This window comes from Gordonia sp. DT219 (assembly GCF_049847065.1).
GTDB lineage: Bacteria > Actinomycetota > Actinomycetes > Mycobacteriales > Mycobacteriaceae > Gordonia.
Genome location: NZ_JBNCNR010000005.1, coordinates 71,387 through 91,974 on the forward strand (window position 1 = coordinate 71,387; position 20,588 = coordinate 91,974).

General features: G+C 68.2%; 16 protein-coding genes and 1 pseudogene. 9 read left to right on the forward strand and 8 right to left on the reverse strand.

Annotated features, from left to right (window positions below):
• Positions 1–12: 12 nt before the first annotated feature.
• From rnhA to ACPXB3_RS09215, 3 genes are all read left to right on the forward strand, one after another.
• A complete protein-coding gene (gene rnhA, locus ACPXB3_RS09205) occupies positions 13–492 on the forward strand; it encodes a ribonuclease HI (RefSeq protein ID WP_425704131.1) in 480 nt (159 codons plus the stop codon).
• On the forward strand, positions 489–1,415 hold the full coding sequence (locus tag ACPXB3_RS09210; RefSeq protein ID WP_425727426.1) for a D-isomer specific 2-hydroxyacid dehydrogenase family protein: 927 nt from the start codon (positions 489–491) through the stop codon (positions 1,413–1,415). The genes rnhA and ACPXB3_RS09210 overlap by 4 nt, the downstream gene beginning before the upstream one ends.
• Before the next feature lie 63 nt (positions 1,416–1,478).
• Positions 1,479–2,156, forward strand: a complete 678-nt coding sequence (locus ACPXB3_RS09215; RefSeq protein WP_425704133.1) for a hypothetical protein — start codon at positions 1,479–1,481, stop codon at positions 2,154–2,156.
• Positions 2,157–2,229: 73 nt separating this feature from the next.
• On the opposite strand, the gene ACPXB3_RS09220 is transcribed toward ACPXB3_RS09215, so the two are convergent.
• The 5 genes and pseudogenes from ACPXB3_RS09220 to ACPXB3_RS09240 all read right to left on the reverse strand — a co-directional run bounded on the left by ACPXB3_RS09220 (position 2,230) and on the right by ACPXB3_RS09240 (position 9,720).
• Positions 2,230–4,161, reverse strand: coding sequence for an ABC transporter ATP-binding protein (locus tag ACPXB3_RS09220; protein WP_425727427.1), 1,932 nt, complete (start codon positions 4,159–4,161; stop codon positions 2,230–2,232).
• Positions 4,158–5,891 carry an ABC transporter ATP-binding protein gene (locus tag ACPXB3_RS09225; RefSeq protein WP_425704135.1) on the reverse strand — a complete coding sequence of 578 codons (1,734 nt, stop codon included), beginning with the start codon at positions 5,889–5,891 and terminating at the stop codon, positions 4,158–4,160. The genes ACPXB3_RS09220 and ACPXB3_RS09225 overlap by 4 nt, the downstream gene beginning before the upstream one ends.
• A 141-nt stretch (positions 5,892–6,032) precedes the next feature.
• Positions 6,033–6,833, reverse strand: coding sequence for a family 1 encapsulin nanocompartment shell protein (locus tag ACPXB3_RS09230; protein ID WP_425704136.1), 801 nt, complete (start codon positions 6,831–6,833; stop codon positions 6,033–6,035).
• A 64-nt stretch (positions 6,834–6,897) separates the two neighbouring features.
• Positions 6,898–7,938 (reverse strand): Dyp-type peroxidase, encoded by a 1,041-nt coding sequence (locus ACPXB3_RS09235; RefSeq protein WP_425727428.1) that lies wholly within the window; start codon positions 7,936–7,938, stop codon positions 6,898–6,900.
• 97 nt (positions 7,939–8,035) lie between these two features.
• Positions 8,036–9,720 (reverse strand): annotated as a pseudogene (locus ACPXB3_RS09240) (CocE/NonD family hydrolase).
• A gap of 84 nt (positions 9,721–9,804) precedes the next feature.
• On the opposite strand from ACPXB3_RS09240, the gene ACPXB3_RS09245 reads away from it, so the two are divergent.
• Positions 9,805–10,491 carry a TetR/AcrR family transcriptional regulator gene (locus ACPXB3_RS09245; RefSeq protein ID WP_425704139.1) on the forward strand — a complete coding sequence of 229 codons (687 nt, stop codon included), beginning with the start codon at positions 9,805–9,807 and terminating at the stop codon, positions 10,489–10,491.
• 70 nt (positions 10,492–10,561) lie between these two features.
• Here ACPXB3_RS09245 and ACPXB3_RS09250 read toward each other — a convergent pair whose 3' ends face one another.
• Positions 10,562–12,220 carry an FAD-binding dehydrogenase gene (locus ACPXB3_RS09250; RefSeq protein WP_425727429.1) on the reverse strand — a complete coding sequence of 553 codons (1,659 nt, stop codon included), beginning with the start codon at positions 12,218–12,220 and terminating at the stop codon, positions 10,562–10,564.
• Between the two features lie 324 nt (positions 12,221–12,544).
• Between ACPXB3_RS09250 and ACPXB3_RS09255 the strand changes: the two genes are divergently transcribed.
• A complete protein-coding gene (locus ACPXB3_RS09255) occupies positions 12,545–13,501 on the forward strand; it encodes an alpha/beta hydrolase (RefSeq protein ID WP_425704141.1) in 957 nt (318 codons plus the stop codon).
• 363 nt (positions 13,502–13,864) lie between these two features.
• On the opposite strand, the gene ACPXB3_RS09260 is transcribed toward ACPXB3_RS09255, so the two are convergent.
• Positions 13,865–15,427, reverse strand: coding sequence for a DUF3068 domain-containing protein (locus ACPXB3_RS09260; protein WP_425727430.1), 1,563 nt, complete (start codon positions 15,425–15,427; stop codon positions 13,865–13,867).
• 128 nt (positions 15,428–15,555) lie between these two features.
• A complete protein-coding gene (locus tag ACPXB3_RS09265) occupies positions 15,556–16,962 on the reverse strand; it encodes an ABC1 kinase family protein (protein WP_425727431.1) in 1,407 nt (468 codons plus the stop codon).
• 192 nt (positions 16,963–17,154) lie between these two features.
• Between ACPXB3_RS09265 and nadB the strand changes: the two genes are divergently transcribed.
• The 4 genes from nadB to ACPXB3_RS09285 all read left to right on the forward strand — a co-directional run bounded on the left by nadB (position 17,155) and on the right by ACPXB3_RS09285 (position 20,587).
• Positions 17,155–18,804 carry an L-aspartate oxidase gene (gene nadB / locus ACPXB3_RS09270; RefSeq protein ID WP_425727432.1) on the forward strand — a complete coding sequence of 550 codons (1,650 nt, stop codon included), beginning with the start codon at positions 17,155–17,157 and terminating at the stop codon, positions 18,802–18,804.
• Positions 18,805–18,877: 73 nt separating this feature from the next.
• Positions 18,878–19,837: a hypothetical protein gene (locus tag ACPXB3_RS09275; protein ID WP_425727433.1), complete on the forward strand. Its 960-nt coding sequence runs from the start codon at positions 18,878–18,880 to the stop codon at positions 19,835–19,837.
• A gap of 156 nt (positions 19,838–19,993) precedes the next feature.
• Complete coding sequence (locus ACPXB3_RS09280; RefSeq protein WP_425704146.1) at positions 19,994–20,287, forward strand: metal-sensitive transcriptional regulator; 294 nt, start codon at positions 19,994–19,996, stop codon at positions 20,285–20,287.
• A gap of 96 nt (positions 20,288–20,383) precedes the next feature.
• The gene (locus ACPXB3_RS09285; protein WP_425704147.1) at positions 20,384–20,587 is read left to right on the forward strand and encodes a heavy-metal-associated domain-containing protein; all 204 of its coding nucleotides are present in this window, start codon (positions 20,384–20,386) and stop codon (positions 20,585–20,587) included.
• Position 20,588 lies beyond the last annotated feature (1 nt).

Genomic DNA, 20,588 nt, shown 5'->3' on the forward strand with positions numbered 1-20,588 from the left:
AATCTTGGACGAATGGCGAATGATCCGACCGCGAGCCCCCTTCCCGACGACGTCGTCGAGATTTCCACCGACGGCGCCTGCCTGGGAAATCCGGGACCGGGCGGCTGGGGGGCGGTGTTGCGATTCAAGGGCACCGAGAAGGAGCTCTCCGGCTCGGATCCCGACACCACCAACAACAAGATGGAACTGCTCGCGGCGATCGAAGGGCTGGCCGCGCTGACCCGGCCGTCGACGGTGATCCTCTATACCGACTCCAGTTACGTGCGCAACGGGATCATGAAATGGGTGGCCGGCTGGCAGCGCAACGGCTGGAAGACCTCCGACAAGAAGCCGGTGAAGAACGCCGAACTGTGGAAACGCCTCATCGAGGAGGAGAAGCGGCACCGCGTGGAATGGCGCTGGGTCAAGGGCCACAACGGCGACCACTACAACGAGATCGCCGACCGGCTGGCAACGTCGGCGGCCCGCGAGATCGCGCCGGCGCGTTCATGACGGGATCGAGCGGCGAGCAGTTGCGGGTGGCGGTCGAGCCGGTGCGCGACGCCCACGTGGTGGCCGCGGTCGAGGGCACCGGGGCGCGCGTCGTCGGGCTCGACGACGCGCAGGCGCTGGTGTGGCTGGGCGATCCCGGCAGCTTCCCCGCCCTGCCCGACGCGGTGCGGTGGGTGGCGCTGAAGTCCGCGGGTATCGAGGGCTTCCTCGCGGCCGGGGTGCTCGACGACAAGCGGATCTGGACCAACGCGTCGGGCTTCTACGCCGAGAACGTCGCCGAACATGCCCTGGCCCTGCTGCTGACCGGGCTGCGCCAGATCCACACCGCCGTCCGCGACCACTGGGACAAGGAGCCCATCGACACCGCGGTCCGTACCCTGCGTGGCGCGACGGTGGCCATCGTCGGCGCCGGCGGGATCGGCGCGGCGCTGACCGGACGACTCAAGGCGTGCGGCGCCGAGGTGCTTGCCGTCAACCGTTCCGGGCGCAGTGTCGAGGGCGCCGACCGGACGCTGCCGGCCACGCGGATGGACGAGGTGTGGACCTCGACCGACCACGTCGTGCTGGCGGCGCCGTCGACGCCGCAGACCCATCACCTCATCAACTCGGCCAGCCTCGCGGCGCTGCCCGCGCACTGCTGGGTCGTCAACGTCGCGCGCGGTCCGCTGGTCGACCAGCAGGCCCTCTATTGGGCATTGCGCGGTAACGAGATCGCCGGTGCCGCACTCGATGTCACCGATCCCGAGCCGCCTGCGCCGGAGGATCCGCTGTGGTCGCTGCCCAATTGCATCATCACCCCACACGTCGCCAATCCCGCGTCGGGTCTGACGCGCGAGTTCGCGCCCTGGGTGGCCGAGAACATCCGGCGCTTCGTCGCCGGGGACGAGCTGATCTCGACGGTGTCGGCCGAGGCCGGCTACTGAGGTTTCGCTGAACGAAGGACCGGACATCGGCGCCGCCGGGGCCGGGGCCGGTAGGGTTGTCACGTGGACCAATTCCTCCACTATGCGCAGAGCTACTGGTGGCTGATCTTCCCGGTCGGCGGCGTCGTAGGAGGCTGGGCAAATCACATCGCGCGGTACAACGAGAAGCGCCGCCGGGACAAGATCGAGCTCGCCCGGATCAAGGCGACCGCCAAGAGCGAGCAGCTGCGCATCACCCAGGCCGACGCGGCGCAGGTGAACAAGGTCCGCAAACGCCACGACGAGATCAACGAGAAGTGGTTCGCCTACGAGCTCGACCTCGCGACGCTGATCGAGTTCCCGATGCTGATCGACATGCGCGAACCGCTGACGCTGGCGTTCCACCAGGCGAAGGTGCGTGCCGACGATCTGGCACCCGAACCCGGCGAGACGCTCGACCCGGAGACCTTCGGCGACTACCGCGACGCGGTACAGGTGTATGCCGCATCCTTCGATGCCGCCGAGCGTGAAGCCCGGCGCCGCAAGCAATCCGACTTTTCACCCATAGAACGCGAATCGCTCGATCGGGCGCGCAAACTCATCTCGATCGCGGTGGACGCCGCAGCCACCCCGGCCGAACGGCAGGCCGCATACCGCAAGGCGCGCAGCGAGCTCGACGGCCTGATCGACGTCCCGTCGCCGGCCGCCGCGGCGCTCGAACGGGGCATCGCCGGCGAGCTCGAACGCGGCCGGGGAGCCTGAGCCCGTCCCGGTCACCCGGTCGGCGGTCTACTCGGTCGGCGGTCTATTCGGTTGCGGTCTATTCGGTTGCGGTCTATTCGGTTTCCAGGGCCCCGGCGAACTGGCTTTGATACAGCCGGCAGTACGCACCCTGGGCGGCGAGGAGCTCGTCGTGATTGCCCTGCTCGACGATGTGTCCGTCCTCCATCACGACGATGGTGTCGGCGTCTCGGATCGTCGAAAGACGGTGCGCGATCACGAAACTCGTGCGGTCGGCGCGCAGATTGGCCATCGCCTGCTGGATCAGCAGCTCGGTGCGGGTGTCCACCGAACTCGTGGCCTCGTCGAGGATCAGGATGGTGGGCCGTGCCAGGAAGGCCCGGGCGATCGTGATGAGTTGTCGCTCACCGGCACTCACCCCGCCGCCCTCGTCGTCGAGGACGGTGTCGTAGCCGTCGGGCAGCGTCCGGACGAAGTGGTCGACGTGGCTGGCCATCGCCGCGGCCATCACGTCTTCAGGCGGCGCGCCCGGGTCACCGTAGGCGATGTTGTCGTAGATCGTGCCGCCGAACAACCACGAGTCCTGCAGCACCATGCCGGTTCGTTCGCGCAGGTCGTCACGCGTCATGGCGCGCGTATGGACACCGTCGAGGACGATGCGTCCGGCGTCGACGTCGTAGAACCGCATGATCAGGTTCACCAGGGTGGTCTTGCCCGCGCCGGTCGGTCCGACGATCGCGACCATGTGCCCGGGCCGGGCCACCAGCGACAGATCCTCGATCAGCGGCTTGTCGGGGACGTAGCGGAAGGACACGTCCTCGAATTCGATGCGGCCCTTGTCTTCTGCGGGGCTCTGCGGCTGCGCCGGATCGGGCGTCTGCTCGTCGGCGTCGAGGATCTCGAAAATGCGCTCGGCCGAGGCCACGCTGCTCTGCATCAGATTGATCATCGACCCGATCTGGGTGAGCGGCTGGGTGAACTGGCGGGAGTACTGGATGAATGCCTGTACCTCACCGAGGCTCAGTGATCCCGAGGCGACCCGTAGACCACCGACGACGGCGACCGCGACGTAGTTGAGGTTGCCCAGGAACATGATGGTCGGCATGACCATGCCCGAGATGAACTGTGCCCGCCAACTCGATTGGTAGAGCTGCTCATTGCGTTCGTCGAAGGTCCGCTCGATCTCGTCCTGCCGGCCGAACACCTTCACCAGCTCATGCCCGGTGAACGCCTCCTCGATCTGGGCGTTGAGTTTTCCGGTCGATGACCACTGGGCGATGAAGTGCGGTTTGGAGCGGCGGGCGATGAGTGCGGTCGCGGCCACCGCCAGCGGGACGGTCACCACCGCGATCAGCGCCAGCAGCGGCGAGATCCAGAGCATCACCACCAGCAGGGCGATCACGGTCAGCACCGAATTGACGAACTGCGAGATGGTCTGTTGCAGACCCTGCGACAGATTGTCGAGATCGTTGGTCACGCGGCTCAGGAGGTCGCCACGCGGCGTGGAGTCGTAGTAGCGCAACGGCAACCGGTGCACCTTCTGCTCGATCTCGGTGCGCAGACCGCGAACGGTGTCGACCACGATCACATTGAGCAGCCGAAAAGCCATCCAGGTCAACAACGATGACGCGACGTAGCAGATCACGACGATCAGCAGCGTCCAGGCGACGGTGGTGAAGTCGATCCCCACCCCGGGGGTCAGATCCATCGACGACACCATGTCGGCGAAGGTGCCCTGACCCCGCTCGCGCAGACCGTCGACGGCCTGCGCCTTGCTGATCCCGGCGGGCAGCATCTTGCCGATGGCGCCGTCGAAGATGAGGTCGGTGGCGTGTCCGAGGATGCGTGGTGCCGCGGCGAGCAGGATCACCGACCCGACGATCGCCGTCAGCACGATCACCATCTGCCAGCGGTGCGACATCAGCAGGCGCACCATCCGCTTCATCGACGGCCCGAACGACTTCGGCTTCTCCAGCACGGGTCCGGCGCCCGCCATGGGGCCACGGCCCGGTCCGGGGCGGGTCATGCGTGTTCTCCGATCGACAGTTGCGAGCGCGCGATCTCGGCGTAGGTCTCGCTGGAGGTGAGCAATTCGTCATGGGTGCCGCGTCCGACGACGTGTCCGCGATCGAGCACGATGATCTGGTCGGCGTCGACGATCGTCGAGATCCGTTGCGCGACGATCAACACCGCGGCGTCGGCGGTGGCCGGACGCAGTGCCGCACGGAGTTTCGCGTCGGTGGTGAGGTCGAGGGCCGAAAACGAATCGTCGAACAGATACACCGACGGTCGCCGGATCAAGGCACGGGCGATGGCCAGTCGTTGCCGCTGCCCGCCCGAGACGGTGGTGCCGCCCTGCGCGATCGGGGTGTCGAGCTGCTCTGGCATCGCGGCGACGAAGTCTGCGGCCTGCGCGACTCGCAATGCCGCCCAGATCTCCTCGTCGCTGGCGTCGGGTTTGCCATGACGGATATTGGTGGCCACGGTGCCGGAGAACAGATATGGCCGTTGCGGGACGAGCCCGATCACCGACCGCAACTCGTCGGGATCGAGCTCCCGCACATCGGTGCCGCCGACGCGGACCGCACCGGCGGTGACATCGATGAGCCTGGGCACCAGACCGATCAGGGTGGTCTTGCCCGAACCGGTCGAGCCGACGATGGCGGTGGTGGTACCCGGGCGCACGCGAAAGCCGATGTCGGAGAGGACGTTCTCGTCGGCGCCGGGGTAGCGGAACTGCACTGCGTCGAACTCCACCGTCGCGGGATCGCCGGCGAAGGGCGCCGGCTGCTGCGGCGGCCGCACCGACGTCTCGGTGTCGAGGACCCCACCGATCCGTTCGGCGCAGACCGCGGCGCGGGGGGCCATCATGGCCAGGAAGGAGGCCATCATCACCGACATCATGATCTGCATGACGTAGGTCATCAGCGCGGTCAGCGCACCGATCTCGACGCTGCCGTCGGAGACGGCATGCCCGCCGAACCAGATGATCGCGACGATCGTGACGTTGGTGATCATGGTGACCGCCGGGAACATCAGCGCCATCATGCGGCCGACCCGCATGGACGCATCGCTCAACTGGTCGTTGGCGACCGAAAAGCGTGCCATCTCATGGCGTTCCCGCACGAACGCGCGGACCACGCGGATGCCGGTGATCTGCTCGCGCATGACGCGGTTGACCGCGTCGAGCCGATCCTGCATCGCCCGGAATCCCGGGATCATGCGCGCGATGATGGCGGCCATGGTGATACCGAGGATGGGGACGGCGACGACGAGGAGCCAGGACAGGCCGGGCGCCACGCGGATGCCCATCACGATGCCGCCGATACACATGATCGGCGCCATCACCAGGATGGAGGTGCTCATCACGGCGAGCAGTTGCACCTGCTGGACGTCGTTGGTGTTGCGGGTGATCAGCGACGGCGCGCCGAAGCTGCCGACCTCGCGCGCGGAGAACGTGTTGACCCGATGCAGCAGGTCGTGGCGGATGTCGCGACCGGCGCCGAGCGCGGCACGCGAGCCGAAATACTGGGCGATCAGGGTGCACACGATCTGCACGACGGTCACCGCGAGCATCCAGCCGCCGATGCGCAGGATGTAGGCGGAGTCGCCGCGGGCCACCCCGTTGTCGATGATGTCGGCGTTGAGGGTCGGCAGATACAGCATCGCCGCGGTGGCGACGAGTTGCAGCAGGATCACCGCGGTGATGTTCCCCGGATATCGGGACAGATACGTGCGGATCAAACGGGTCAGCATGGGGCGATCACCTCGACGACGGTAGCAATGAGAATTCGTCCCGGCGAATGGTTATGCCGGGATTGGTGGGCCGGGTGGCGCCGGTGTCTGAAATGTCGTGATCTCCAGAAGTTCCTGTCCCAGAGACCCGGTCGAGGTGGCTCAGGCTCCGGCGAGCGCGACCGCTGCCTCGCCGGTGTAGGTGAGGTAGGTGAAGGACTCCTGGAAGTACAGGTTCACCACGTCGGCGTCGTGTGAGTCGTAGCCGATCGACACGTCCTGCCCGATCGTCAACTCGAAGTCCCCGCCCCGGGTGGACAGCACGAATGCGCCGGTGATCGCCGGTGCCCAGACGATCTCGCCGTCGATCAGCCGTTGGATGTGCTCGCGAACGGGGTAGCCGTGGTCGGACGTCTCGTTGATCAGCGTGTAGACGTCGGCGGACACCGCAATCGAATACGGCCCGTCGATCGAGGCCAGCTTCAGCGTCGACAACGCCTGGCTGAACGCCTGCGGATAGTCACGCACATCATCGGGCAGCCCGATGGGGGTGGCCGTGGCCTCGGCGCGGATCCCGCTGATCCCGGCGGCCGGGTAGCCCTCGAAGACGGCGCGGTCCTCGGCGAGAGCGAGCTGCCGTGCCGCCTCCACCACCGGATCCCAATCGGAGTCGAGTGCCCCGCGGTCGACGTCGTCGATGGCCGTCCGGGTGACGGTGAAGGGAACCTTCAGCTCGATCAGCGGCTGCACGTGCCGCTTGAACGCGAGGATGCCGTCGGCGGGGGAGTCGATCGTGGACCGGTGTCCGCGGGTGACCGCCGACGTCTCGAGCCCGAGCGGCCCCTTGACGTCGACGAGGCGGCGCCCGGCGATGTTGCGACGGAGCGAGCGCGTCGCCTCCTCCTCGATGGCCTCCCACGCCGATGCGGAGATCGGGGCGAGTTCGCGATGCAGGTTGTTCATGGCTGTCTCCTGGTGGTCGGCGGTCGGGTGGGTTCGGGAGTGGTTGGGGGAGAGGCGAAGCGGGTCAGTGCAGTGAGCCGATGCCCAGCGAGCCGTCGCCGGGCCGGGTGGGTGGGGGTGCGGGCGGCTCGGCGGGGCCATCGCCGGAATCGTCCGCCGATCCCCCCTCGGCTGCCGGTGCCGGCGGCAGATCGTCGAGGAAATCGACTGTGGGCGTGAAGAATTGGGAACCGGTGACCGCGGTGGTGAAGTCGAGCAGCCGATCGTAGTTGCCGGGCGGGTCGCCGATGAACATCTTGCGCAGCATCTCCTCGGTGACGTCGGGACCCGAGGAGTAGACGATGTAGAAGGTTCCCGTCTCGCCGGTGCCGGAGACATTGCCGTAGGGCATGTTGTCGCGGACGACCTCGATCTCCTCGCCGTCGGCGTCCTCGACGACGTTGAGGGCAATGTGCGAATTGGCCGGCTTGACGTCGTCGGACATCTCCACATTGTCCAATTTGGTTCGGCCGATGGCCTTTTCCTGTTCGGTGACACCGATGGCGTTCCAGGACTCGAGGTCGGTGACGTAACGCTGGATCGCCACGTAGCTGCCGCCCGCGAACGCCGGATCTTCGTCGCCGACGGTGATCGCGTCGATCGCGGCCTGTCCGTCCGGATTCTCGCTGCCGTCGACGAAGCCGATCAGGTCACGCAGATCGAAGTACCGGAACCCGTGGACCTCGTCGACGACGGTGACCGCAGCACCGAGATCGTCCATCGCCAGCCGGGCGAGTTCCCAGCACAGATCGGTCTGGTCACTCTTGACGTGCAGCAGCAGATCGGCCGGGGTGGCCGGGGCGGTGTGTACCTCGCCCGGGTAGACGACGAAGGGCCGCAACGACCGCGGCCGCGCGCCGTCGAAGAGCCGATCCCACGCCCCGGACCCGATCGACACGATTCCCGAGAGCGCCTCCTCCGGCGCACGGGAGGAGACCGAGTTGATACGGGAGCCGAGGACGGCGAGAAAATCGCGCACCGCGGCCTCGCCGCCCTCGTTGATCGTCATGACCAGGAACACGGCGTGTTTGGTCTTGCGCGTCAGGATCGTCTGCGGCACCGGCACGTCGTCCACCCTAACCGGCGATCGGTGCGGCCCGGACTGTGGAGTTGATCGCCGGCAGCGGTTTCGGGCCCGGGTGATCTGCGCGCTCTGGAGCCGCTCAGTGTGCCGGGATCATGGGAATCTCGAGTGTCGAGGGGCGCTCGGGGCGCCAGCTGATGGTGGCGCGGCCGGACTTGTTCGGAACGTAGTGCGTTGGAAAGTGGCCGAAGACGGGGTTGCGGGGTTGCAGGTAGCGGCCGGCGACCATGAGCCGCAGGCTCTCCCCGGCGTGGAAGAGGGTTGCCGAGGAGCTCAGGGGGATGAGCACCTCCAGCTCCTCGCCGTCGCGTACCGGTTGGAGGGTGCGGAAGGTGTGCTCGGGCTGATGGGGCATGCTCAGCTCGGGGTCCAGTTCTCGCAGGGCGAGTCGTAGCCGGCCCTGGGCGATGCGGTCGCGACCGTACCCGTAGGAGCCTTCGAAGGGCACCGGCCTGCCGTGCGACCATTTCTCGACCCCGACGAACAGGCGTGGGTCGTCGGCGCCGTTCGTGGCCACCTGTAGTCGGAGGGTCATCGGGCCGCTGAGCTCGGTGTCCTCCTCGAAGCGGTACTCGAATGCGGCGGCGTTGCGCTTGAGGTCGAAGGTCACCTGCCCGGGTGCGCCGGCCGCGTCGGTGAGGGCGCCGTGGGCGCCGAGGTGCAGCTGCTGCCATTGGGTGCGGGCGAGGGGCCACTGCTGTTCGTCGCGCACCTCGACGATGCGCTCGGCCCGGTCTCGGACCTCCAGCCGCACGGGTGGCAACTCGGGGACGTCCCGCCCGCGGAGGTGTCTGTCGAAGAACGCGAGCTGGACGCGCTTGGCCTCCCCCCGTAGAAGACGGCCCACTTGGCTCCGCGGTGCGTGTACGCGTGCTTCTCGGCGGAGCCGGCCCTCTGGAAGGCGCGCATGGACCCGACGCTGTGCAGGTTGGCGTCGGAGAAGCTCGTGCACTCGAGCATGGGAACCCGGATCTTCGCGATGTCGGGGGTGATCTTCTTCCACCAGTCATCGTGCAGGGGGTGCTTCATCCGCTCGGCGGCGAGGTTCGTGTTCGTTCGCGCGACTCTCTTGGTGATCGCCAGCCACACCTTCGCGAACCCGTCCTCGACGATGCCGCCGGGGGTCATGAAGTCGCGGTAGGCGTCGGTGAAGCCCTCCCACGGGCAGATCGCCGTCAACGCCGGCGGGTTCAACGCTGCGACCTTGTACTGCGACATCGCGAGGTACGACACGCCGAGCGTTCCCACCCGGCCGTTGCTCCAGGGCTGCTCGGCAGCCCAGGCGATGACCTGCGAGATGTCGTCGGCCTCCTGGTCGGAGAAGAGGTCGCCGCGGCCCTGCGAATGACCGCCGCCACGGGTGTCGAGATTGATGACCGCGTAGCCGTGCTGCGCCCACCACACCGGGTCGGGTGCTTCCCAACTGGTCTGGTCCGAGATCCGCAGCGGCTCAGGCTGATTCATGATCCGGAACTGGAAGCTCAGCGACCACTTTCCCCCCTTCTTCTTCGGGACCGAGTCTTTCCGGTAGGGGTGCGCGGAGAGCAACACCGGCAGCGGGCCCTCGGCGTCGGCGGGGCGGAACAGGTTCAGCCGTAGCGTCACGCCATCGCGCATCACCACGGGCACGTCCTCGTCCTTGCGCACGTCGGCGCCCATCTCGTACACGGTGACCGGCGGATGCAGAAATGCCTTTCGGCGCGCTCGTGCGTAGGCGGCGGCTGCGGGCCGCTTCCAGGGCTTATCGATCGTGGTGTTCTTCATGATGCTGATCCCTTCAGCTATGCTCTTGAGTGCCATTCAATAGCACTTGAGTGTCACTCTAGAACGTGCGGTAGGGTGTTGTCCATGACCACGGAAAAAGAAGCTGCAGCCGATTACCGCAGTCGGCAGAAGCGCGTCGGCGACGTTCTGCGGCAGGAGACCCGGAACAGGCTCCTGGAGGCGGCCGAGGCCGAGTTCGCCGCGCACGGCTACGCCGCGACCACCGTCACTCGCCTCGCATCCGCGGCCGGGGTTTCGGTGCAGACCCTTTACCTGGCCTGGGGCAGCAAGCGCGAGCTCCTGCGCGGGTACATGGAGAAGGTTCTCGCGGGCGGTGCCGCGTCACCCGCCGACGCGTCCGAGCGGTTCACCGAACAGATGCCGCCCGACCGTCGACTCAGGGAGCTCGCGCACCTGGTGGCCGAGGTCGCGGAGCGTGCCTCCACCGGCTGGACGCTCTACCGTGACGCCGCCGCCATCGATCCCGAGATCGCTGCCGACTGGAACGAGCTCCAGCTCCTGCGACACCAAACCTTCACCACCATCATCGGGGCCATTCCGGAGGACTCGTTGAAGCCCGGGCTTACTCGCCAGGTAGCGATCGACACCGCTTGGGCCATCGCCGGCCCGGAGACGTTCGACCTTCTGGTTCACCGCCTCGGCTACACCCTCGACGGATTTCGCGACTGGCTCGAGCGGACTCTCCCCGCAGCGCTACTCAGAACGGCGCCATCGGGTGAGCGGTCGGCGGCCGGCGGGTCCGACGGATGAGCCCACGCCCGGGTCAGGTGTGGTGTCGAAGGGACGAGCTGCGACCCGACCACAATGATCGGGCCGCGCCTCAGCGTCGCGCGATGGCCCGGCCGGCGGCGCGGCCGGAGAAGATGCAGCCGCCGAGAAAGGTGCCCTCCAGCGCGTTGTAGCCGTGGACGCCGCCGCCACCGAAGCCGGCCACCTCACCGGCGGCGTAGAGGCCGTCGAAGACGGTGCCGTCGGGACGCATCACCGCCGAATCGAGGTTGGTCTCCACGCCACCGAGGGTCTTGCGGCTGAGGATGTTGAGCCGCACCGCGATCAGCGGCCCGTGCGCCGGGTCGAGGATCTTGTGCGGTTTGGCGACCCGCGCGACCTTGTCGCCGAGGTACTGCCGCGCATTGGTGATGGCCATGATCTGGGCGTCCTTGGCGAACTTGTTGTCCACCTCGGCGTCGCGCGCGGAGACGATGCGTTCGATCTTGGCCAGATCCAATTGCGGGCCGCGCGCGATGCGGTTCATCCCCGCGACCAACTCCGAGAGATTGTCGGCGACAACGAAGTCCTCGCCGTGCTCGACGAACTTCGCGATCGGGCCGGGCGCACCCTTGGCCAGGCGGCTCTTCGCCGCGAACTTGAGGTCCTTGCTGGTCAGATCGGGGTTCTGCTCCGAACCCGAGAGCATGAATTCCTTCTCGATGATGGTCTGGGTGAGGATGAACCACGAGTAGTCCTGCCCGGTGGCGAGGATCGCCTTCATCGTCGAATTGGTGTCGAAGCCGGGGAAATTGGGCGGCGCGAGCCGGTCGCCGTTGGCGTCGAGCCAGATCGACGACGGGCCGGGGATGATCCGGATGGCGTGATCGGGCCAGATCGGATCCCAGTTGATGATGCCCTCGGTGTAGTGCCACATGCGGTCGCGGTTCACCAGGTGGGCCCCGGCGCTCTCGGCGATCCCCAGCATCCGGCCGTCCACGTGTGCGGGCACCCCCGAGATCATCGTCTTCGGTGCCGGGCCGAGGCGATCGACCGGCCAGTTCGCGCGGATCATGTCGTGGTTGTGGCCGATGCCGCCGGTGGTCAGGATCACCGCGCCGGCGCGGATCTCGAAGTCGCCGACCACTTCTCGGTTCGACGCCTTCCCACGGTCGAGATCGGTGGGCGCCAGCACGGCGCCGCGTGTTCCGACCGCCGCGCCGTCTTCGACGATCAGTTCGTCGACGCGGTGGCGGAACCGGAACTCGACGAGTCCGCGGCGTTCCGCGTCGAGCACCGGCTCGGCGAACACCCCGACGACCTCCGGGCCGGTACCCCAGGTCAGATGGAATCGCGGTACCGAGTTGCCGTGGCCGTCGGCGAATCCGCCACCGCGCTCGGCCCACCCGACGAGCGGCGCCCGCAGACCGAGGTCGCGCAGATACTGTCGCTTCTCCGTGGCGGCGAACTCGACGTAGGCGCGCGCCCACTGCCGCGGCCAGTAGTCCTCGTCGTCGCGATCGAATCCGGCCGAGCCCATCCAGTCCTGCAGGGCCAGTTCGGCGGAGTCGTGGACACCGAGTCGCCGTTGCTCGGGGGTGTCGACCAGGAAGAGTCCGCCCAGCGACCAGAAGGCCTGCCCGCCGAGGTTGTTGCGGTTCTCCTGATCGACCACGATCACCTTGCGGCCGGCGCGGGTGAGTTCGTAGGTGGCGACGAGACCGGCCAAGCCGGCTCCGACGACGACGGCTTCGGCGTTCTGCTGATTCACTGGACCTCCCTGGCAGTCGCCATCGACTGTAATCCGCGCCACTCGAGGTGGGCATCGGCGACATATCGGATCCGGTGTTCGACGACTTTCGGCTATGTGACCAAGTCGACGTGTAACCGTGATCGGTGCAGGTGACGAGGATCACCGGGGCCTGGCAGGATCTCTCGAAGTGGTCGTCGGGCGCTCGTCTCCCTTTGCCGCCGTGTTATGGGGCCGTTACTATCACCGCGACGGGGATCGTCCCGGGCGGCTTGCCGCCACTCACCCCGCACCACCCCATGTGAACGAGACCGCTCGGGTCACGATCGTAAGGACTGACAACTCATGCTTTCTCGCGCCCGTAAGCGCCTGGTGGCGGGAATGGTGGCCCTCGCCGCCGTTGCCGGCGTCACCACCGTCGCCGCACCGGCCGCCTCGGCGGCCCGCGGATGCATCGTCGAGCCGGTCTACTCGCAGTCGATGCACCGCAACATTCCGGTCTGCATCGTCTCCGACGGTGGCAGCAACAAGCCCACCCTGTACCTGCTCGACGGTCTGCGCGCGATGGACAACAACAGCGGCTGGCTGATCAACACCAACGTCGCGAGCTGGATGGCCGGAAAGGGCGCCAACGTGGCGATCCCGTTCGGTGGCGGCGGCAGCTTCTACACCGACTGGGAGCGTCCCGACCCGAAGCTCGGCATCAACAAGTGGGAGACCTTCCTGACCCGCGAGCTCCCTGCCTACATGGCCGCCAGGCACGGCAGCGACAACCGTCGCAACGGCATCGCCGGGCTGTCGATGTCGGGGACCTCGGCGCTGAACCTCGCCTCGCGTCACCCGGGCTTCTACAAGGCCGTCGCGTCCTACAGCGGCTACCCGACCGTCACCATGCCCGGCTTCACCCAGGGCATCCAGACATCGGTGGCTCAGACGGGCGGCGATCCCAACAACATGTGGGGCTTCTACCCGGCCGGTGAGTGGTTCCAGAACGACCCGTTCCTCTCGGCGGGCAACCTGTCCGGCAAGTACGTGTACGTGTCCGCGGGCACCGGCATGGGCAGCCGCTACGACTCGTCGATCACCCCGGGCAGCCCCAACTTCAACGCGGTGCACTTCGCCCAGATGGTTCCGCTCGAGGTCGCAGCCTCGACGAGCAGCCAGATCTACATCGGCCGGCTGCGCACGCTGCCGATCCACCTCACCACCCGGATCACCCCGGACGGTGATCACTGGTGGACCTACTGGGACGACGATTTCAAGCAGTCCTGGGGCACCACGTTCGCGCCCGCGTTCTTCTGATCGGCTGATCGGAAGGTCCGCGAGGGCTTGAGACCGAGACAGCGACGAGGGCCGGTGATCATCGCGATCACCGGCCCTCGTTCTGTGTCTGTGCTGCGCGTCTAGTCGCCGAACACCGCCTGCGCTGCCTGGTGGGCAGCGATGGAGGTCGAGATCAGCACACCGGCGACGGCTCCGCCTACCGAGCATCCGATCGCTTCGAATCGCCACATATCCGCTACCTTGCCCTTCGTCTCGCCGTGCCTCGGTTGATCAGTCGATCAACCCCGCAGCGAGGGTATAAGCGGACTTACACATACGCCAGCCGGCTCCCCGGTGAGCATGGCCGGACACACACCCACGGCCACACCGTGTGCTGCGCTGCTACCGGTCCTCGTCGCGACGCTCGTGGGCGTGATGCGGGGGGTCCGCGGACGACTCGTCGATGGGACGGAAGTCGTGATCGCCGCCGCCCGTGGGCGCCGGCCCTTCCACCCGCGGGATCTGCTCCGTCGGGTGATCCCACAGATATGCGGTGTCGTCGTCGGCGTCGTCCGGGCCGGCCTCGTGCCCGGGGTGATCCGGATTCGGGGAGGCGGGCGTACTGTGCCGCGATCGCTGATTGGCGATGACCGCGGTCGGTGCGGCCGCGCGCGCCGCGGCCGGCCCGCCGGGGTCGACGACGGTCGGCGCATCGGCACCCGGGTCGGTGTCGGGGACCTCCCCGTACCCGTTGTCCCCGTACTCGTTGTCCCCGTACTCGTTCTGCCCGTCGTCGCGCGGGTCCCCGTCGGGCCCGGCACCACGGTTGCGGCGTCGGCGCAGCAAGATGAGCAGGCAGGCGAGCAGCAGCACCGCACCGACGATGCCGAGGATGAGCGGTAGCCAGAAGTTGCCGAGCTTCAACTGGCCCATGTACTTGTCGGCCTTGTCGGCCTGCGCGGACACCGTCTTGTCGCTCCAGGCGAAGTTGGCCTTCAGCGCGTCGAGCTGGAAGTTGCGCACCGGTGCCGGCGTCGAATCGTCGTCTTTGTAGGGCGAGCGGAAGTACTGGTGCTGAACCTCACGGCCGTTGACGATCGTGCCGGTGCGCGGTTCGACCCACACCTCGCGGGTCGCCGTCGCGTAGCGGTGCATGTTGATGTGATCGCCCGGCCGCACCCCGGGACCGGTGATACCCCACCACTTGGCGGGCATCGTCAGCATCGTCCCCAGCGGTGCCTCGTTCTGCGGGTTCGGCAGCGACGACAGATCGGTCTCGGGGACCTGGGTCCGGAAGTGATAGGTCTTGATGCCGTGGACGGTCTCCTCGCCGACGAACGCGGCCGGGGTGTCCTGACGGGTGTTGAGGTCGTAATAGAGGTACGAACGCTTCTTGGTGTTGAACGGGAACTTGTACTGGAAACCCTTGCGGTTGGGAAGCTGAACCGACACGTCGTTGCGGTTCACGCCCTCCGGGGCCGCCTCGACCTGCAGCGAGCTGACGGTGCCGTTGGGCACCGATGTCTTGCGGTTCAGTGAGACCCGGTCGATGTTCGCCGTCAGCAGGCCGTCGTTGCACTGCAGGTCGCCATTTGCCGCAGGAGCCGCAGGCTGCGACTCGTCGCCGTTCGCGGCGCGGGTCCCGTCGATGCGCACCGTCTGGGCGGACTGGATCGTGGCCTGGCGGCGATCGGAGGGGTCGACGATGACCGATCGGCGCTGCTGGGTGAGGTGCGCCTGCAGGGTCTGCGCCTTGGCCTGGCCGACCGAGCAACGATCGAAGATCTCGGCGGGAAAGCGTTCGCCGGGCGAGCCGTCGGCGGCAACGCTGGTGGCGTCTGAGGTGATGTCGAGGTCAAGTGGGACCACCTTCAGCTGCGGGACCAGCCACAACGGCACGGCGATCGCTGCCGTGATGCAGGCCACGCCGAGGAATGCCAGCACCGCAGGCAACACTCGTTTCATCAATCGTCTCCCTCGGGTCGGCGACGTCGAGCCATCCGCGCGCTCGCGACTGACACCACCCTAATGGCGACGGTGTGGCGAGCCGCTCAACGCCTCGCGATCGGCCACTGCGGGCGGCTCGGTGCGATTCAGCGAACGGATGCGCCGGAGGCGCGGCGATCCCGCTCGGCCTCCTTCATGATCCCGGCCATATAGCCGTAGATTTCGCGATCGCTCAGCGCCTTCCAGCGCGGGGCGAGGAGCTTCATGTACTTCTCCACGTAGAGCAGTTGTTTGCCGACGAGGACCAGCTCACGCGGCAAGCGCGCGTCGTGCGCGCGGGCGAGGGCGGCGAGCTGACGGCCGAGGTCGGTGTAGCTCATCGACCCGAGGTCGGTGCTCGACAGTGGTGCGGCGACCTTCTCGATGTCGACACCGCCTTGCGCGGACGAGCCCGGATTGCGGACGGCGCCGAGCAAGAAGATGGCCCGGCCCGCCGACTCGAAGTCGTTGCGGACGATCAGATCGACGACGAGTTGCCGCAGGATGCGGCGCGTCCGGGGGGTGAACCGGCCGACGATGCCGAAATCGAGGAGCACCAGCCGCCCGTCGTCGTCGACGAGGACGTTGCCCGCGTGCAGGTCACCGTGGAACAGGCCACCGTGAAAGGCCGACTCCAGCAGCGAGAGCAACAGGTTGCGGCACAACGCCACCCCGTCATGGCCCGCGGCCCGTACCCCCGCCGCGTCGTCGATGCGGGTCGCGTAGATCCGTTCCATCGTCAGGACCCGGGGCGTGCTGAGCTCGTCGTAGACGCGGGGCACGCGCACGCGATCGCCAAAAGGCCCGGGGCGCAGGCATTCATACCATTCGTGCATCGCCGACGCCTCGTTGCCGAAGTCCAGCTCGGCGTCGAGGCCCGCGGCGAAGTCCTCGACGAAATGCCGGGCACTGAGCATCCGTCCGTATTCCGAGCGCTCGGCCAGCGCGGCCAGCCGGTCGAGGATCGCCACGTCGGGGGCCAGTCGCGCACCGATACCCGGGCGCTGGATCTTGACGACGACCTCGGTGCCGTCGGGCAGAGTCGCCGTGTGGACCTGGGCGATCGAGGCCGAGGCGATGGGCCGCGTGTCGAAGGTCGCGAACACCTCTTCGGGCGGGCGCCCGAATTCTTCGATGAAGAGTTGCCGGATCTCGGTTGGGTCGGCGGGCGGCACGCGGTCGAGCAATCCCTCGAATTCGGCGGCCAACGTCTCGGTGAACACCCCCGGGCTGGATGCGATCAGCTGGCCCAGCTTCACGTAGGTGGGGCCGAGGCGCTCGAAGGTCGCGCGAACCTCTTGGGCTGCGCGCCGGGCAGTCAGCTGGGCGGTCGGCGGCCGCAACCGCAAAGCATCGAGGGCAGTACTCGCCGCGAATCGTGCCACTCCGACGGAGGCCTGCACGGCGGTCGAACCGAACCGGTAGGCCTCCGACAGCGGTGAGACCGGGCGCAACTGTGCGTGCGCCGGCTGCGCTCGCCGGTCGACCTGGGTGTTGACAGGGGGTTTGTTCATGAAGGTCACCGCGGGCCAGTGTAGCCACGAATTCCGACGTGGCTCCGCATCCGCGCAGTGGTGAGTTGGCAAGCCGTATTCGGTGTGAACGCATCCTCGTCGTTGCCGGCAACCAGGCGTACAGTGCACGTCAGAGGTTTTCGACTGTGGATCGAAAACGAGGGTTCATCTCCGGTGCGGAAAGGCGTGACCATGACTGCTTCACGGGCGTACGCGACCCGCTGCGCCGATCTCGTGGTGGTCGGAGCGGGCGTCGCCGGGATTGCCGCGGCGTTGACCGCCCATGCCGCGGGGCTGCGCGTGGTCGTCGTGCACAAGGGGCCGCGCTGGCAGCCCGACCGTGCCGAACAGGCCACGGCCACGTTCTACGCGCAGGGTGGGATCGCGGCGGTCATGCCGGGCGACCCCGACGATTCCGTCGACGCCCACCTCGCCGACACGGTGGCCGCGGGCGGGGGACTCACCGACCCCTCGGCGAGCCGGCCGATCCTCGACGCCGGCTGGGCCGCGGTCGCCGAACTGACCTCGTGGGGAACACAATTCGACCGAGATGCCGACGGTGCCCTGGCCCGGGGCCGCGAGGGCGGGCACCGGATGCGCCGCATCCTGCACGCCGGTGGTGACGCGACCGGCGCGGCAGTGCAGCGCGCGTTGGGGTCGGCGTTGCTCGGTGCACAAGCCGCCGGGGGCGTCGAATGCGTCGACGACGCCGTGGTCACCCGCCTGCTCACCGATGTCGACGGCCGCGTCGGCGGGATCGAATACCTGCGGGCAGGCGGCCAGGGTGCGGGGCAGGACCGGGTGGGGCAGACGGCGGCGGTGAGGGCGCCGACAGTGCTGCTCGCCACCGGCGGCGCCGGGCACCTCTATGCCGCGACGACCAACCCGGCCGGCGCAACCGGCGACGGTATTGCCCTCGCCCTGCGCGCCGGGGCCCGGGTGGCCGACCTCGAGTTCGTCCAGTTCCATCCGACGATGCTCTTCACCCCTGGCGAGCGGGGGCGGCGCACCCTGGTCACCGAGGCGATCCGCGGCGAAGGCGGTCGTCTCGTCGACGCCGGCGGCCGGTCGGTGACGGCGGGTGTGCACCCGCTCGGCGATCTCGCCCCGCGCGACGTGGTCGCCAACGCCGTGATCGCGGCGATCGAACGCACCGGCCATCCATGCGTCTACCTCGACGTCGCGGATATCGAGCACTTCGCGTCGCGGTTCCCGACGGTGACCGCCGGGGTGCGTGCAGCCGGGTTGTCGATCGAGGGCGGCCGCATCCCGGTGGTGCCCGGCGCCCACTATCAGTGCGGCGGCGTCGTCACCGACACCGTCACCCGGACCGGCGTGCCGGGGCTGCTCGCTGCCGGGGAGGTCGCGCGGACGGGGTTGCACGGCGCGAACCGGCTGGCGTCCAACAGCCTGCTCGAGGGTGTGGTGACGGGTATTGCGGCGGCCGGGGTCGCATCGTCGTGGCGTGACGAGAGCCGCGGGCCACTCGGGCACACCGCGCACCTCAGGCTGCCGGCGCTCGATCGCACGACGCTGCAGGACACGATGAGCCGGCACGTCGCGCTGCGGCGCGACGCGTCGGGTCTCGCCGAGGTGGGCGCCGTGCTGTCCTCGGCGCCGGTGCGGCGGATCGATGATTCGCGCGCCGCCGAGGATGCGTCGCTGACCCTGGCCGCGGGTGCTGTCGTCGCCGCGGCGGCGGCTCGTCGCGAATCCCGCGGCTGCCATGTACGCTCGGATTTCCCGCATTCTGCGCCCCGGGCCGCATCCCGCTTTTTCGGTTTCGCCGATGGTCGGATGACCGAGTTCGCCGACGCCGTGCCGGCCGTCCTCCCGGGGTAGCCCCGGCAGGCGGACCTTCGTACACTGGCCGCGGGGGTTGGGAGTTCTTCGACCCGCGCGAATTGGAGGTTCGATGGACAGCGAGGGGTGCTGGTCGACGGTGGTCAGCTCGGCTGCTGAACGCCGGGCGCTGGGACTTCCCGAATCGGCGGGCTGGATGCTGGAGTGCCGCCTGTCCGGCGGCCATCGAGGCAACCATGCCACCGACGGCAGTCTGGGCCCCCGCGGCGATCGTCGGCTCTGGCTGGAGTGGAACGACTTCGACCCCCGCGCGCAGTCGCTCATCGAACGCAATCCGTGCCCGGTGCACTCCGCGGAGAACGCGCCCTGCCGCTACTTCTACGGCCATCCCGGGCTGCACGTCTACGCCAGGTCCAACGGGCATGCCCCGAGCGCCATGTCGGGGATGGCCGCCGGGGGGCACGGGCACGCGCCCGCCGGGCCCCATACGACGAGCCCGGCGCCCGGGCCGGAATACTCGACAACCCGTGGTGGCACGCACGGACCGTCGACGGGCGACCTGCCGGTCTCCGGCGTCGGCGCCCGCGGATCGCACCGCATGCCCGAGACATCGCAATCGGAGGCCCGGCAGCCCGAGATCCGGCGGCCCGAGACGCCACCGCCGCCGGCGGCTCCCACCGGGGAGTCCTACCGCGGTGGCCGACGCTCCACCGATTCCACCCCGCCCGGCGATCTGCCTGCTTATCGGGGGCGGCGTCACAGCTTCGACGTGCCCGCACCGGCGCCCGAGCCGTTGTCGGCTCCTGCGCAGACTCCGCGGACTCCACCTCAGGCCCCGGCCCCGGAACCGGCGCCCCCGACTTCCGCGCCCGCAGCTCTCGAGCCGGCAGCCTCCGAGCCGGCAGCCTCCGAGCCCGCGGCGCGAGACCACACAGTCGAGCCGACCGCACCGCTGCCCGCCCCGTCGCCGGACGTCTCGGCAGGTCGTGGCGGCCTGGGCACGGTCGGCGATGCGCTCGATGACGTCGCCTCGGCGCTCTCGAAGCTCGCCGAAGCACTGCGCCGTCGCTGACAGCGCTCGCTTACTCGCCGACGGCGCTCACTTACTCGCCGACGGCGCTCGCTTACTCGCCGACGGCCCACATACCCTAGGGGGGTAGCGTTTCCCGTGCGACCGGCGTATACCTATTGGGGGTATCACCGAACCAGTTGCACCGATGGAGGCTTCATGGACCACGCCGAACACGGCTACATCGGCCGCAAGGACGACTACTTGCGCCGGCTGCGCCGCATCGAAGGGCAGGCCCGCGGGCTTCAGCGGATGGTGGAGGAAGAGCAGTACTGCATCGACATCCTCACCCAGGTCTCGGCGATGACGAAGGCCCTGCAGGCCGTCGGACTCGGTCTGCTCGAAGAGCACATGAACCACTGCGTCGTCCGCGCCGCCCGGGAGGGTGACGCCGAGGGCAAGGCCAAGGTCGACGAGGCGGTCCAGGCGATCGCGCGGCTCGTCAAGTCCTGAGAAGCGTTGTGCTGCAACATTTGTGTGTTGACAACCGACTGTGTCCAACCGGGCCCGGCGTGGCGCCGGACCGAAGAATTGTGAGGAGTGATTTCCATGGCAAGTGAGATCTACACCGTGAGCGGCATGACCTGTGGTCACTGCGCGGCATCGGTGCGTGAGGAGATCGAGGAGATCTCCGGCGTGCAGAGTGTCGACGTGACCGTCGACTCGGGGCGTGTCGAGGTGACCAGCGACGAGCCACTCGCCCGCGATGATGTGGCCCGGGCCGTCACCGAGGCCGGATATCAGTTGGTGTGAG

Bases quoted from the DNA above. Each gene is read 5' to 3' on its own strand.
- rnhA (WP_425704131.1), top strand. From the start codon at position 13: ATGGCGAATGATCCGACCGCGAGCCCCCTTCCCGACGACGTCGTCGAG.
- ACPXB3_RS09210 (WP_425727426.1), top strand. From the start codon at position 489: ATGACGGGATCGAGCGGCGAGCAGTTGCGGGTGGCGGTCGAGCCGGTG.
- ACPXB3_RS09220 (WP_425727427.1), bottom strand. From the start codon at position 4,161: ATGACCCGCCCCGGACCGGGCCGTGGCCCCATGGCGGGCGCCGGACCC.
- ACPXB3_RS09225 (WP_425704135.1), bottom strand. From the start codon at position 5,891: ATGCTGACCCGTTTGATCCGCACGTATCTGTCCCGATATCCGGGGAAC.
- ACPXB3_RS09230 (WP_425704136.1), bottom strand. From the start codon at position 6,833: ATGAACAACCTGCATCGCGAACTCGCCCCGATCTCCGCATCGGCGTGG.
- ACPXB3_RS09245 (WP_425704139.1), top strand. From the start codon at position 9,805: ATGACCACGGAAAAAGAAGCTGCAGCCGATTACCGCAGTCGGCAGAAG.
- ACPXB3_RS09255 (WP_425704141.1), top strand. From the start codon at position 12,545: ATGCTTTCTCGCGCCCGTAAGCGCCTGGTGGCGGGAATGGTGGCCCTC.
- ACPXB3_RS09260 (WP_425727430.1), bottom strand. From the start codon at position 15,427: ATGAAACGAGTGTTGCCTGCGGTGCTGGCATTCCTCGGCGTGGCCTGC.
- ACPXB3_RS09265 (WP_425727431.1), bottom strand. From the start codon at position 16,962: ATGAACAAACCCCCTGTCAACACCCAGGTCGACCGGCGAGCGCAGCCG.
- nadB (WP_425727432.1), top strand. From the start codon at position 17,155: ATGACTGCTTCACGGGCGTACGCGACCCGCTGCGCCGATCTCGTGGTG.
- ACPXB3_RS09275 (WP_425727433.1), top strand. From the start codon at position 18,878: ATGGACAGCGAGGGGTGCTGGTCGACGGTGGTCAGCTCGGCTGCTGAA.
- ACPXB3_RS09280 (WP_425704146.1), top strand. From the start codon at position 19,994: ATGGACCACGCCGAACACGGCTACATCGGCCGCAAGGACGACTACTTG.
- ACPXB3_RS09285 (WP_425704147.1), top strand. From the start codon at position 20,384: ATGGCAAGTGAGATCTACACCGTGAGCGGCATGACCTGTGGTCACTGC.